The organism is Actinoplanes nipponensis (assembly GCF_016862275.1).
Classification (GTDB): Bacteria; Actinomycetota; Actinomycetes; order Mycobacteriales; family Micromonosporaceae; genus Actinoplanes; species Actinoplanes nipponensis.
The window spans coordinates 44,709-57,699 of the sequence record NZ_BOMQ01000079.1; the positions used below are offsets into that span (position 1 = coordinate 44,709).

12 protein-coding genes, 1 tRNA gene and 1 pseudogene are annotated in these 12,991 nt (G+C 71.2%); 13 read left to right on the forward strand and 1 reads right to left on the reverse strand.

Features of this window, described 5'->3' with window-relative positions; all coding sequences use genetic code 11:
• Positions 1 to 86 precede the first annotated feature (86 nt).
• The 5 genes from Ani05nite_RS33145 to Ani05nite_RS33165 all read left to right on the forward strand — a co-directional run bounded on the left by Ani05nite_RS33145 (position 87) and on the right by Ani05nite_RS33165 (position 3,684).
• The gene (locus tag Ani05nite_RS33145) at positions 87 to 533 is read left to right on the forward strand and encodes a PPC domain-containing DNA-binding protein (protein WP_203774913.1); all 447 of its coding nucleotides are present in this window, start codon (positions 87 to 89) and stop codon (positions 531 to 533) included.
• Positions 520 to 1,449 (forward strand): DUF5919 domain-containing protein, encoded by a 930-nt coding sequence (locus tag Ani05nite_RS33150; RefSeq protein WP_203774915.1) that lies wholly within the window; start codon positions 520 to 522, stop codon positions 1,447 to 1,449. Before Ani05nite_RS33145 ends, Ani05nite_RS33150 begins: the two co-directional genes overlap by 14 nt.
• Positions 1,450 to 1,725: 276 nt before the next feature.
• Complete coding sequence (locus Ani05nite_RS33155; protein ID WP_203774917.1) at positions 1,726 to 2,214, forward strand: hypothetical protein; 489 nt, start codon at positions 1,726 to 1,728, stop codon at positions 2,212 to 2,214.
• A gap of 32 nt (positions 2,215 to 2,246) precedes the next feature.
• Positions 2,247 to 2,921 (forward strand): ElyC/SanA/YdcF family protein, encoded by a 675-nt coding sequence (locus Ani05nite_RS33160; protein WP_203774921.1) that lies wholly within the window; start codon positions 2,247 to 2,249, stop codon positions 2,919 to 2,921.
• Between the two features lie 34 nt (positions 2,922 to 2,955).
• Positions 2,956 to 3,684 (forward strand): glycosyltransferase family 2 protein, encoded by a 729-nt coding sequence (locus Ani05nite_RS33165; RefSeq protein WP_239130878.1) that lies wholly within the window; start codon positions 2,956 to 2,958, stop codon positions 3,682 to 3,684.
• A gap of 21 nt (positions 3,685 to 3,705) precedes the next feature.
• Here Ani05nite_RS33165 and Ani05nite_RS33170 read toward each other — a convergent pair whose 3' ends face one another.
• Positions 3,706 to 4,878, reverse strand: coding sequence for a hypothetical protein (locus Ani05nite_RS33170; protein WP_239130879.1), 1,173 nt, complete (start codon positions 4,876 to 4,878; stop codon positions 3,706 to 3,708).
• A 209-nt stretch (positions 4,879 to 5,087) separates the two neighbouring features.
• Here Ani05nite_RS33170 and Ani05nite_RS33175 point away from each other — a divergent pair.
• The 8 genes and pseudogenes from Ani05nite_RS33175 to Ani05nite_RS33210 all read left to right on the forward strand — a co-directional run.
• Positions 5,088 to 6,041 (forward strand): annotated as a pseudogene (locus Ani05nite_RS33175) (segregation and condensation protein A); the annotation flags it as partial.
• 1,199 nt (positions 6,042 to 7,240) lie between these two features.
• The gene (gene scpB / locus Ani05nite_RS42465) at positions 7,241 to 8,179 is read left to right on the forward strand and encodes an SMC-Scp complex subunit ScpB (RefSeq protein ID WP_377882122.1); all 939 of its coding nucleotides are present in this window, start codon (positions 7,241 to 7,243) and stop codon (positions 8,177 to 8,179) included.
• Positions 8,166 to 8,906: a pseudouridine synthase gene (locus Ani05nite_RS33185; RefSeq protein ID WP_203774928.1), complete on the forward strand. Its 741-nt coding sequence runs from the start codon at positions 8,166 to 8,168 to the stop codon at positions 8,904 to 8,906. The genes scpB and Ani05nite_RS33185 overlap by 14 nt, the downstream gene beginning before the upstream one ends.
• Positions 8,907 to 8,961: 55 nt before the next feature.
• Positions 8,962 to 9,642, forward strand: a complete 681-nt coding sequence (cmk, locus tag Ani05nite_RS33190; RefSeq protein WP_203774930.1) for a (d)CMP kinase — start codon at positions 8,962 to 8,964, stop codon at positions 9,640 to 9,642.
• Positions 9,639 to 11,045, forward strand: coding sequence for a ribosome biogenesis GTPase Der (gene der / locus Ani05nite_RS33195; RefSeq protein WP_275410684.1), 1,407 nt, complete (start codon positions 9,639 to 9,641; stop codon positions 11,043 to 11,045). Before cmk ends, der begins: the two co-directional genes overlap by 4 nt.
• 99 nt (positions 11,046 to 11,144) lie before the next feature.
• Positions 11,145 to 11,221, forward strand: a tRNA-Pro gene (locus Ani05nite_RS33200).
• Between the two features lie 168 nt (positions 11,222 to 11,389).
• On the forward strand, positions 11,390 to 12,517 hold the full coding sequence (locus tag Ani05nite_RS33205) for a site-specific integrase (protein WP_203774932.1): 1,128 nt from the start codon (positions 11,390 to 11,392) through the stop codon (positions 12,515 to 12,517).
• A gap of 239 nt (positions 12,518 to 12,756) precedes the next feature.
• On the forward strand, positions 12,757 to 12,918 hold the full coding sequence (locus Ani05nite_RS33210; RefSeq protein ID WP_239130880.1) for a helix-turn-helix transcriptional regulator: 162 nt from the start codon (positions 12,757 to 12,759) through the stop codon (positions 12,916 to 12,918).
• Positions 12,919 to 12,991 lie beyond the last annotated feature (73 nt).

Genomic DNA, 12,991 nt, shown 5'->3' on the forward strand with positions numbered 1-12,991 from the left:
TGGGAGCGCCCGCGGCGGAACCCGTGTTCGCTGGGCGGCCTCCAGCGCCGGCGCCGGGCGAATCATCGGGGGCGGAGGTGGTCGGCATGGACTGGGAGAGCACAGGCGCCGAGCTGTTCGTCAGGATCGACCCGGGTGAGCCCCTCGTGGCGTCGCTGGGCCGGGTCGCGATGCAGGTCCCGTTCCGGCTGGCGGCGATCACGTCCGGGGTCGGCATGATCGAACGGGTCCGGCTCGGCTTCTTCGACGCCGGCTTCGACGACTACCTCACCACGGACATCCGCGGCGTGCACGACGTCAGCGCGATCACCGGCAGCATCGTCCCGCGCGACGGCTACCCGGCCGTCCACGTGCACGCGATCTTCAACGACGACCGGTACGCCACCCGCAGCGGTCACGTGATCGAGGCGTACTGCCACGTCACCATGGAGATCTTCCTGCACCTGGGGTCCCTGGACGTGCAGCGGGTGAAGACGGCCGGCGTGCCCGCGACCCGCATCGTGCGCGCCGGGGGCGACAGTGGACCCCGGTGACCGGCCGGGCTGGTGGCGGTCGGTGCGGCGGGCCCTCGTACCGAACCGGCTGCTCGGCCTCATCCTGGTCTCCGGCGCCGCGCTGCTGTTCGCCGTGTTCGTGTTCGGCACCCGCGGCAAGTATCCCGACCCGGACACCGCCGAGCTGCTCCGTACGGTCAGCGTCGGCATCCTGGCCGCCGCGGTGGCCACCGTGATCGACCGGCAGATCTCGCTCGGCGCGCTGGAGAAGCAGATCTACGACAGTCTGCTGGAGGCCGAGGGGGTCAAGAGCTCGCTCGCCCGGCTCGGGGTGCACGGCGCCCACCACGTGTTCGACTTCGGCCGGCCGTTCCGCGAGGCCCACAAGGGCGAGGTGGTCAGCTGGCTGGACACCTACTGCCCGCGGCAGAACGAGCTCATCGACGACCTGGTCGCGGCGGTGGACCGCGGCGTGCACGTGCGCATGCTGATCATCGACCCGCGCTGCGCCACCGCGGGCCACCGGGACGCCGAGCTGGTCGGCAGCCTCGACACCGGGGAAGGCTGGAAGGCGGGCCTGGAGGCCTTCATCCACAAGATGACCGCGGCCGCGTCGCGGGGGCACGGCCGGTTCGAGATCCGCTTCTACGACGACCTGCCGTGCGTGCCGATGTACCTCGTGGGCCGGGGCTCGGCCGCCCGGGTCGGCTACTTCTCGCTCTTCCTGACCCGCCCGAGCGCCCACTTCCCGCACCTCGAGCTGCGCTCCGGGGCGTGGCTGGTCGACATGGCGGCGTACTTCGAGGCGAAGTGGAGCCGGCACGCCGACCGCGCGATCACCGCGGGGCGTCCGGTGGATCCGTACCGGAACTGGGTGCCGGGTCGCCGCAAGCCCCGCAACGACCCGGTCCGACCGCGCGACACGGGGGCCGTGCCCGGCCGGACCGGCCGGTAGCGGCGCCCGGCCGCAGGAGCTCCTGGCAGGCGCGCGCGGTGTGCTCGCTCGGGATGGTGGCCTCCACCCAGCCGTCCGGACCGGCACCGGACGCGGTCGCGGTCACCGCCCGCACCACCGCGGCGTCTGCCAGGGCCGGCAGCCGGGCCGGTCCGTCGGCCGACCACCGGATGGTCGCGGCGCCGGTGAGGCGCCGGGCCCCGAAGCCGTGCGGCATGATCATCACGCCGGGTAATCCTGACAGGTTCTGACACGGCGCGGGCCTACGGTCACGGCATGACAGCGAACGGCAGTACCGACTTCGACTTCGTCCTCGGCCGCTGGACGGTCCACCACCGCAAGCTCGCCGACGTCACCGACCGCCGCTGCACCGACTGGATCGACTTCGACGGCGCGGGCGAGGCCCGGCCGGTCCTCGGCGGCCTGGGCAACGTCGACACCGTCGCCGCGACCCTGCCGGACGGGCGCTCCTTCTCCGGCTGCACGCTGCGCCTGTACGAACCGGCCGGGGACCTGTGGCGCATCTGGTGGTCCTCGACGAGCAAGCCGGGCCGCCTGGACCCGCCGGTCGAGGGCCGGTTCCGCGAGGGCCGGGGCGTGTTCCTGGGTGACGACGAGGTCGGCGGCCGGCCGGCCCTGGTGCGCTACCTGTGGTCGGCGATGACGCCCACGTCGGCCCGCTGGGAACAGGACTTCTCCTTCGACGGCGGCGCCTCCTGGGACCCGGTCAACTGGATCATGACCTTCACCCGCCGTACGGACTGAGCCGCCGCGCGCGCCTCTGGCAGGATCGACGGGTGGAAGACCAACGGAGCGCCGCCGTGCTGCTGGTGTTCGGGCGCGGGGTCATCGGCGCCGGCGAGCACTACGCGCTCACGCCCGCCAGCGCCGCCCGGGTGCAGGCCGCCGCCGACTACGCGGTCGCGCACCCGGCGGTCGCGCGGATCATCTTCACCGGCGGCTGGGCCGAGGCGACCGAGGGCGCCGGGCAACCCCCGGCGGGCTGGCGGGAGGGCGACCTGATGCTGCGCGAGGCCCGGGCGGGCGGGCTCGACCGGTACGCCGACCTGCGCGCCGAGACCCGCTCCCGCAGCACCCTGGAGAACCTGCTGCACACCGTCGAGGACGGCCTGCTCGACGGGTACGCCTTCGACGCCGGGCACCCGCTCGGGCTGGTCTCGCACCGGGGGCACCTGCCGCGGATCCGGTTCCTGGCCGCCAAGGTCCTCGCCCTGCCCGCCCGGGCCCTGCTGGACGTGCCGGCCAGCGGGGGCGAGACGCCGCTGCCGTGGCGCTCCGAACGCGCCGCCCGCGTCGTCGCCCGCCTGGGGTTCCTCGGCGCCCGCGACCCGGCCGCCCTGCTGCGCCGCGAGCGCCGGCTGGTCGCCTCGCTGCGCCGCGCCGAGCGACTGTTGCGAAACCCACCGAAGGAGTTGCCCGAAGAGCGGGACGCGCGGCGCCCGGCTGGGTAAGGGAGCGGTGCCAGCGCCGACGGAGGAGAACCACGTGCACCCAGACCGGTCGATCGTCTTCCTGCTGCCGGTGTATCAGCCGAGCCGGCACCTGCCGGAGCTGATGACCGAGCTGCGCCAGGCCGCCCCCGGGTGCCACTTCGTGATCGTGGACGACGGCAGCACCGGCCCGGCGGCCGCGGAGGTGCTGCGGCAGGCCGAAAACCTCGGCGGCACGGTCCTGCGCCACCCCGGCAACCAGGGCAAGGGCGTCGCCCTCAAAACCGGCTTCGGGTACGCCGCGGAGCAGCATCCCGGCCTCGACGTGGTCTGCGCGGACGCCGACGGCCAGCACAGCGTGGCCGACATCGTGCGGGTCGCCGACCGGGTGCGCGACACCGGGCACACGGTGCTGGGCGTGCGGCGCTTCGCCGAGAACGTCCCGTTGCGCAGCAAGGTCGGCAACACGGTGACGCAGGTGCTGTTCAAGGCCGCGACCGGCCGGGGCGTGCAGGACACCCAGACCGGGCTGCGGGCGTACCCGTCGGCTTTGCTCGGTTGGTTGTGCACCGTGCCCGGCGAGCGGTTCGAGTACGAGATGAACGTGCTGCTGGAGGCGGCCCGCGCGGGTCACCGGATCGAGCAGGTCGTGATCACCACGACGTACCTGGACGACAACTCGTCGTCGCACTTCAGCGCGCTGAGCGACTCGGCGCGCATCTACTGGCCGCTGCTGCGCTACGCGGCCGCGTCGCTGCTGACCCCGGCCCGGGCGACCCGCTGACCGCCCGGGGCCGGCGGCCCGTCAGCACCAGGTGAGCGTGGAGTTCGTCCGGGTGACGTTGCTGATCGTGTTGTTGCTGCCGGTGCAGGGGCTCCACCGGATGTTGGTGTTGCTGACCGACAGGTTCTGCAGCCGGATGTCCGACGACGGCGCGAACTCGGTCCGGGACGAGATCCGCACCTCGCCGCCGCCGTTGATGGTGCCGGAGGCGCCGGCCAGCACGACGTTGTGGCAGTTCTCCACCAGCACGGCGTTGTTGCCGGTGTTGGCGATGTCGACCCGGTCGATGACCGCGCCGCCGCTCTCCGAGACGCAGAAGACGCCCCGGCCGCCGCCGCGGGCCTTGACGGTCCCGACCCGGATGTTGGTGGGGTAGGAGCTGCCGATGCGCCCGTTGCGGTTGGCCATCCGGAACGCCGCGTACCCGGTCCCGGCGCCGGCGTTGTCCGCGTCGACGGTGCCGACGGTGGCGTTGACCGTCTGGTTGAGCAGCAGCCCGGACTCGCCCACGTTGCGGGCGGTGACGGTGCCGATGGTGATGCCGTCGACGCCGTAGGTCTCCACGGCGTGCGAGCCGGCGCCCGAGACGTAGGCGCTGTCGAGGCGGATGTTGCGCGCCGGGACGGTCTTGTCGCCGTAGTTGTCGATGCGGATGCCCAGGCCGCCGGACAGGCGCATGTCGATCTGGCCCAGGATCAGGTTGGAGACGCTGCGCATGAAGATGCCGTACAGCGGCGCGCCGGTGACGTTGAGGTGCGCGACCTCGACGTCGTGGGTGCCGCGGGAGTAGATCGGGGCCTGGTCGCCGCTGCCCGTACCGGTGACGTTGATGGTGCCGCACACGTCCAGCAGCGTGTAGCTGGGCAGGGAGATCCGCGAGTTGGCGCTGATCGAGCCGGACCCGCGGACCAGCACGTTCTGCTTGGCCGTCCGGCTCGGCAGGCTGCTGATCGCGGCCTGCACGGCCGCGCGCATGTCGGTGCCGGTGTAGACGGTGGTGCTGCCCCGGCGCGCGGTCCAGGTGCTGCCGCTGAGCGTGGCGTCGGCCTGGTACGACAGGGCGCCGCAGGTGGCGGCGGAGGCGGGGGAGAGGCCGAGGGCGACGCCCGTGCCGGCCAAGGTCAGCGTGGCGGCGGCCAACAGGCCGGTCCGCCAGCGCCGGCGGGCTGTGCTGCGCGGGTGAGGGGAGGTCATGACTGCTCCACAGGGGTGTCGGGCCGTGCGCCCTCACGGCGGCTTCCATCAACAAACGTCGATGTAACGGAGATGTTAACGCTCACTTGGAACGTGTCAAGACCGGCCGGCCGTGACCCGGCGCGATCAACGACGTTGAACCATCGCGGAGCGGTGTTCCGCACGGCGGCGGGGGTACGGGGTTGAGCGGGGAACAGCTTGTCGGGCCCGTGGTCTACGGTCTTCACGTGCCCGAACAGCCCGTCTCCGAGCCGGCCGCCGACACGCCGCCGCCGCCCGAGGCCGCGCCACAGCCCGAGGCGGGTCCGGCGGACGACGCCGCCCCGGAGGCCGATTCGGGCAAGTTCACCGTGCGGCTCACCAACTTCACCGGCCCGTTCGACCTGCTGCTGCAGCTCATCGGCAAGCACAAGCTGGACGTCACCGAGATCGCCCTGCACCAGGTCACCGACGACTTCATCGCCTACATCCGGGCCATGGGCGACGACTGGGACCTCGGCGAGACCAGCGAGTTCCTGCTGGTCGCGGCGACCCTGCTCGACCTGAAGGCGGCCCGGCTGCTGCCCTCGGCCGAGGTCGAGGACGAGGACGACCTGGCCCTGCTGGAGGCCGGCGACCTGCTCTTCGCCCGGCTGCTGCAGTACAAGGCGTACAAGGAAGCCGCGGCCGTCATCGCGGACCTGGAGGGCACGGGCGCCAAGCGCTGGCCGCGCGCGGTGTCCCTGGAGCCCCGCTACGCCGAGGCGCTGCCCGACCTGGTGCTCGGCATCGGCCCGGAACGCCTGCTCAAGCTGGCCCTCAAGCAGTTCCTGCCCAAACCGGGGCCGCCCGAGGTCTCGATCGCGCACATCCACCAGGTCCGGGTCAGCGTCCGCGAACACGCCACCCTGATCCGCGACCGCCTGCGCCGCGCCGGCAGCGCGACGTTCAGCCTGCTGATCGCCGACTGCGAGAACACCCTCGAGGTGGTGGCCCGGTTCCTGGCGCTGCTGGAGCTGTACCGCGAGGGCCTGATCGACTTCGAGCAGCCGGTGTCGCTGGAGGAGATGACGGTCCGCTGGATCGGCGGCGACCAGGTCGAGGGCGACCTCGACATCGACGACTACGAGGGCACGCCCCCGGAGCCGGACACGGCGGCCATGGACCCCGACGACCCCTCCTCCGACCCCTCCTCCGACCCCGACCCCGACCCCGGCTCCGGCGACCCCGGCTCCGACCTCGACGGCTCCTTCGACCTCGACGGCTCTTCCGACCTCGATGGCTCCGGCGATTTCAGCGGTTTCGACGATCTCGACGGCTCCGATGGCCGCCGCCCGATGGCGGTGGCCGAGGAGACCGAGGATGACGACGACGCGGATCTGGACGCCTTCGACGTCCCGGATTTCGATGACGGCCTCGGCGGGCGCGACGCCGGCGCCTCGTCCTGGCTTGATCCGGGCGACGACGGGGCCGACGAAGCCCCGGAGGCATCCGACAGCCTCGACGGTCCGGACTCCGGCCCCACCCAGCAGGGTGCCGGCGGACACCACACCCCCCTGTCCGACGTTTCCGACTTGTCGAGAACAGTCGACGCCGAGCCCGGCCTCCCCGAGGGAGCAGCCGCCGAGCCCGTCGAGCGGGAGGGATCCGCATCGGCTGAAACGGCTATCTCCCCAGCCGGCCACCGCACCGCAGACCGTGTTTCGACCGACGAGGAACAGTCATGACCGACGAGCGTCCCGAGTCCCTTGCCGCACAGGCCGCCTCCTGGGTGCCGCCCTGGGAGCGGGCCGCCCGGCAGCCCGACCAGGACTTCGCGGCCAAGGCCCGCGCGGAGCACGACGCCGACGGTTCGGGCCTGGGGGACGAACCCGAAGGTTCGAGCCCGCAGGACGAGGCAGAGGAGCCGGGTTCGGCGGATGACGACAACGGGTCCGCCGCCGAAGGGTCTGAGCCGGCGCCGCGCGAAGAGGTGCCGGCCGAGCTACCGCCGTTCCCGGAAGAGGCCGGCGGCCCACCGACGGTCGACGCGCCGCGCGAGCTCCCGGGCGACGAGCAGCGCGAGGCGACCGACGTCGGCGGCGGGCCGGAGCTGCCCGTGCCGGGTGCGATCGAGGAGGCCGCCGAGAACGAGATCGGCAACGCCCCGATGGTCGATGCGCCGCTGGACGGTGACGACGCCGGGGACGTCTTCGACGCGGCCGCCGACGACGACGTGGAGGACGACCACGACCTGGACCTGCCGTTCCGAGAGGACGTGCCGGGCCCCGAGGCGGACGAGCCGGCCGCCGCCGGCGAGACGGAAACGCCCACCGGCAGCGCCGAGCCCGACCAGGCAACGGCCGCCGCCCCCACTGGCACCTCAGCCCCCGCCCCCGACCGCGTGCAGCCCGCTGACCGGGCGGAGCCTGCCGACCGCGCCGACCGCGCGGAGTCCGCTGACCGCACCGACCGCGCCGAGCCCGCTGACCATGCCGGGTCCGCCGACCGCGCCGAGTCCGCCGACCGTGCCGAGCATGCTAAGCGCGCTCGCCCTGAGGGGGCCGGGCCGACCGAGGCCACGGCGCCCGACCTGACCGCCGCGGATGCAGCCGCCCGCGGCGCCCACGACGTCGACGCCGCGGTCACCGCCGGGGCCCTCGCGAGTCAGCCCGTGTCACGGGCGCGGCCCAGTTCCGGGATCCCCGCGCAGGGACGTGGCAGCAAGGGAGGCGCCGCTGCTTCCGGTGCGGGGGCCGCCCGTACCGAAGAAGAAGCGGAACCCCTCCCGCCGATGGACGATGCCGAGCTGCGGGCCGCTCTCGAAGCGATTCTGCTCGTCGTCGACGAGCCGGTCGCCGAGATGCAGCTCGCTCAGATCGTGGAGCAGCCGACCGAGCGGGTCGCCGCGATGCTGGACGACATCTCGGCGCGGTACACCGCGGCCGGGCACGGGTTCGATCTGCGGCGGGCCGCGGGTGGCTGGCGTCTCTACACCAGGCCGGAATATGCGGCCTACGTCGAGCGGTTCGTGCTTGACGGGCAGTCGGTGCGGCTCACCCAGGCCGCGCTGGAAACGCTCGCTGTAGTCGCCTATAAGCAGCCTGTCACCAGGTCGCGCATCTCGGCCATCCGCGGTGTGAACTGCGACGGTGTCATGCGTACGCTTAGCACTCGCGGCCTCATCGAGGAATGCGGCACCGAGGGCGAGACCGGGGCATTCCTGTACCGCACCACGGCGCTGTTCCTGGAGAAGCTCGGCCTCAACTCGGTCGACCAGCTTCCGCCGCTGGCCCCGTTCCTACCCGACGACGTGGAAGAAGTGCTCGATGCCTCAGGCTGATCCGGATACCTCCGTGCGGCTGCAGAAGATTCTCGCCACCGCGGGCGTCGGATCCCGGCGCGCCTCCGAAGATCTGATCTTCCGCGGGCGCGTCACCGTCAACGGGCGGGTCGCCAAGCTGGGCGACAAGGTCGACCCCGCGAAGGTGGAGATCCGGGTCGACGGCGCCCGGATCATCACCGACACCAAGCTGGTGTACCTGGCGATGAACAAGCCCCGCGGCGTGGTCTCGAGCATGGACGACGAGAAGGGCCGCAACGAGCTGGCCGACTTCCTCGGCACGTTCGAGCAGCGCATCTTCCACGTCGGCCGGCTCGACGCCGACAGCGAGGGGCTGCTGCTGCTGACCAACGACGGCGCGCTCGCGCACAAGCTGATGCACCCGTCGTACGGGGTCGCCAAGACCTACCTGGCCGAGGTCGCCGGGCCGCTGCCACGCAACGTCGGCCGGCGGCTGCAGTCGGGCGTCGAGCTGGAGGACGGGCCGGCCAAGGTCGACTCGTTCAAGCTGGTCGACGCGGTCGGCAAGACCGCGCAGATCGAGATCACCCTGCACGAGGGCCGCAAGCACATCGTCCGCCGGATGATGGACGAGGTCGGCCACCCGGTGTCGCGGCTGATCCGTACGGCGGTCGGCCCGATCCGGCTCGGCGACATGCGCCCGGGCGGTTTCCGTCGGCTGTCCAACGCCGAGGTGAGCGCGCTGTTCAAGGCCGTCGGCGAGTGAGCCGGGCCTGCCCGGCACAATAGGTAGTTGTTCGTCTGACGTCTTGGAGGTAACGGTGGAGCAGGCAGTGCGGCCCGAACGATGCGTGGTGGCCGTCGACGGTCCCTCGGGATCGGGCAAATCCACCGTTTCCCGACGGCTCGCGACCGCGATCGACGGCGTTTACCTGGACACCGGCGCGATGTACCGCGCCATCACCTGGGCGGTGCTGCAGGCCGGCGCCGACCTGCAGGACGCCGACGCGATCGTCAAGATCGCCCAGGAGACCACCCTGAGCATCGGCACGGACCCGCTCGCCCCGCGTTTCCGGGTCAACGGCACGGACGTGGACGCGGCCATCCGGGGGCCCGAGGTCACCGGCGCGGTCTCGGCCGTGGCGGCCGTCCCAGCGGTACGGGCCATGCTGGTCCGCCTCCAGCGGGAGATCATCAGCGCGGCGCCGCGCATCGTCGTCGAGGGCCGCGACATCGCCACCGTGGTCGCGCCGGACGCCGAGCTGAAGGTGTACCTGACCGCTTCGGCGGCCGCGCGCGCCCAGCGCCGCAGCGCCGAGGACGCCACCGACGTGGCGGCCACCGAGGCCGACCTGAACCGCCGCGACCAGCTCGACTCCAGCCGCGCGGCCGACCCGCTGCGCCAGGCCGACGACGCCGTCACCGTGGACACCACGGGCATGGGCATCGACGAGGTCGTGGCCCATCTCCTGAGCATGCTCAACAGCAAGGTGAGTTCGTGAGCGACTTCTCTTCCGAGGTCTCGGCCCTGGAAACCGCACTGCACCAGTCCATGGCCGAGGAGGGCCCGGTCCCGGTCGTCGCCGTCGTCGGCCGGCCCAACGTCGGCAAGTCGACGCTGGTCAACCGCATCATCGGCCGCCGCCAGGCGGTGGTCGAGGACAAGCCCGGCGTGACCCGCGACCGCGTGCCCTACGACGCGCAGTGGAGCGGACGCCGCTTCACCGTGGTCGACACCGGCGGCTGGGAACCCGACGCCCGCGACCGCGCCGCCGCCATCGCCGCCCAGGCCGAGATCGCCGTGCAGACCGCCGACGTGGTCATCTTCGTGGTCGACGCCATGGTCGGCGCCACCGACGTGGACGAGAAGGCCGTCCGGATGCTGCGGCGCAGCCACAAGCCGGTCATCCTCGTGGCCAACAAGGCCGACAACCAGAACATCGAGAACGACACCGTGTCGCTGTGGAGCCTCGGCCTGGGCGAGCCGTTCCCGCTGTCGGCGCTGCACGGCCGCAACGCCGGCGACCTGCTCGACAAGATCCTCGCCGCGATGCCCCCGGCGCCGGCGATCATCGAGAATGCCCCCCGCGGCCCCCGCCGCGTCGCGCTGGTCGGCCGCCCCAACGTCGGCAAGTCCTCCCTGCTCAACCGCCTCGCCCGCGAGGAACGCGCGGTCGTGGACTCGGTGGCCGGCACCACGGTCGACCCGGTCGACAGCCTGGTGGAGATGGACGGCGAGGTCTGGCAGTTCGTCGACACCGCCGGCCTGCGGAAAAGGGTCAACCAGGCATCCGGTACGGAGTACTACGCGTCCCTGCGCACCGCCGGCGCCGTCGAGGCCGCCGAGGTCGGTGTCGTGCTGCTGGACGCGTCCGAGGTCATCAGCGAGCAGGACCAGCGGGTGCTGACCCAGGTGGTCGAGGCCGGCCGGGCCCTGGTGATCGCCTTCAACAAGTGGGACCTGGTCGACGCCGACCGCCGGATCTTCCTCGACAAGGAGATCGACCGCGAACTGAAGCGCATCCCCTGGGCAATCAAGGTCAACATCTCGGCGAAGACCGGCCGCGCGGTCGACAAGTTGGCCCCGGCGCTGCGCAAAGCCCTGGACAGCTGGGAGAAGCGCATCCCGACCGGCACGCTGAACCAGTGGCTGACCGCGCTGACCCAGGCCACGCCCCACCCGGTCCGCGGCGGACGAGCCCCGCGGATCATGTTCGCGACCCAGGCCGGGGTGGCGCCGCCGCGGTTCGTGCTGTTCACGACCGGGCCGCTGGATGCCGGGTACCAGCGGTTCATCGAGCGGAAGCTGCGCGAGGAGTTCGGCTTCGAGGGGTCGCCGATCGAGGTGTCGGTGAAGCCCCGGAAGAAGCTCGGGCCGGGCGGCCGGGGCAAGGCGCACGGGTAGGTTTCGGCCCCGTCCCGGCATGCCGGTGGTAAGTCGGTTGGGGGGCTGGGGTAGGGTTGTGGTGTTGCCGCGCGCTGGGGTTGTCTCGGGGCGTGGCATCGGGCTGTAGCGCAGCTTGGTAGCGCACTTGACTGGGGGTCAAGGGGTCGCAGGTTCAAATCCTGTCAGCCCGACCAGTATTTGAAGGCCGTTGGCGAGGATGAAAGTCCTGGTCAGCGGCTTTTTTCATTGATCGCATCGTGTTTCCAAGATCGCCGTAGTGGATCTTGTGGTCACGGGCGTGGTCACAGACGGGCCTACCGTGGATGAGGTCAGCTCAGCTCTGTGACCACGGGGGTGCCCAGATGACCGTCGGCTCGTACCAAACTTCCACCAAGACTCTCTGGTTCTTCGTCATCGACCTGCCGGTTGGCGACGACGGCAAGCGGCGTCAGCACAAACGACGAGGGTTTCCCAGCAAGACTGCGGCGGAGAAAGCCGAAACCGAGGCACGCAAGGCGTACGGCGAGGCGGCCATTGGCGCGGACGGCAGTGTCGCTGCCGAGCTTTCCGGCTGGCTGTCGGAGCGGGAACTCGACATCGAAGAAACCACTCTGGACAACTACCGCAACCTGTTCCGGATGTACGTGATCCCGCACATCGGCGGCCGGCAGCTCTACAGCCTCGACAAGCGCGTCGTCCAGGACATGTACAAGACGCTCGTAAAAGAAGGCGGCAATGGCAAGAAGCCCTTGTCGGAGACGACCGTCCGGACCGTACACCGAGTGCTGATGAAGGCGTTCAAAGATCTCGGGATCGATCTTGGCGCGGTCCGGCAGCCGCGGCCGGCCCAACGCGAGGACCAAGGACGCAAAGGCGTGTGGACACCAAAGCAGTCGAAGCGGTTCCTCCAGTTTCATCGCGACGCTCGCCTGTATGCGGCATGGGCCCTTGCGGTGGTCGCCGGAACCCGGCGCGGTGAGATCGCCGGCCTGAAGTGGGCGAAGGTCGATCTTGACAACGGGATCGTTTACATCCACTGGCAGCGCACGATCTCCGGCAACAAAGTCATCGAAAAGGCGCCGAAGGGGAAGAGCCGTCGAGCGATTGCGATCGGCCCTGCGATGGTCCGGGTTCTGCGTGAGCACAAGGCTCGCCAAGACGAGGAGAAGGCGGCCGCAGGGCTGCTGTATCACGATCACGATTGGGTCTTCCCGCGCGAGGACGGCGAGCCCTACTACCCGCGCTACTACACCGATCAGTGGGAGAACGCGTGCCTGGCGGCCGGTGTGCCGGTCATCGTGCTGCACGACGCCCGGCACACCTCGGCCACGGCCGGAGCGGACGCCGGTGTTCCGGAGCACGTCATGCAGAAACGGCTCGGTCACGCCGACGCCCGGACAACGCGCGAGGTCTACACCCACGTTCTTCCCGAGAGCGAACGCAAGGCCGCCGAACTGATGGACTTCGCTCTCGGCGAAGAAGCCGCATGATGATGGGCGGGGCGCGTAAGCGCCCCGCCCATCACGTCGCTCGGTCCGGGCGAAACAGCAGGAGACAGTCCCGGACAACTGCCCGCGTTGCGCTTGTTGTGGTGCGCTTAATCAAGGAGCAGTCCTCCTTGCTCGTCCCGAACGACCACGGGAAATGCGGCTGGGGGAGTGCCACGAGCGGAAGGGGGACCCGGATGCCCAGGCGCACATGGACGGTGGCGCAGGTGCGAGAACTCGGCATGGCAACGGACATCGAAACCGCGGCGTCGGTGCTGGGCATCGGCCGGACCACCGCCTACACGCTGGCTCGGTCCGGCGACTTCCCGACGCCGGTCATCCGGGTCGGTCGGCGCTACGTCGTTGCTGTCGAAGGGCTATTGACGGTCCTCGGCGCGACTTAGCCAGCTGACGAGGAAATTCCCTCGCACGGATGAACCTGCTGCCGGGACCCAAGAGCGGGCGTCGATGCGGATC

Excerpts from the sequence above, each read along its gene's own strand:
- Ani05nite_RS33145 (WP_203774913.1), top strand. The coding sequence starts at position 87 with ATGGACTGGGAGAGCACAGGCGCCGAGCTGTTCGTCAGGATCGACCCG.
- Ani05nite_RS33155 (WP_203774917.1), top strand. The coding sequence starts at position 1,726 with ATGACAGCGAACGGCAGTACCGACTTCGACTTCGTCCTCGGCCGCTGG.
- Ani05nite_RS33170 (WP_239130879.1), bottom strand. The coding sequence starts at position 4,878 with ATGACCTCCCCTCACCCGCGCAGCACAGCCCGCCGGCGCTGGCGGACC.
- Ani05nite_RS33185 (WP_203774928.1), top strand. The coding sequence starts at position 8,166 with ATGCCTCAGGCTGATCCGGATACCTCCGTGCGGCTGCAGAAGATTCTC.
- Ani05nite_RS33205 (WP_203774932.1), top strand. The coding sequence starts at position 11,390 with ATGACCGTCGGCTCGTACCAAACTTCCACCAAGACTCTCTGGTTCTTC.
- Ani05nite_RS33210 (WP_239130880.1), top strand. The coding sequence starts at position 12,757 with ATGGCAACGGACATCGAAACCGCGGCGTCGGTGCTGGGCATCGGCCGG.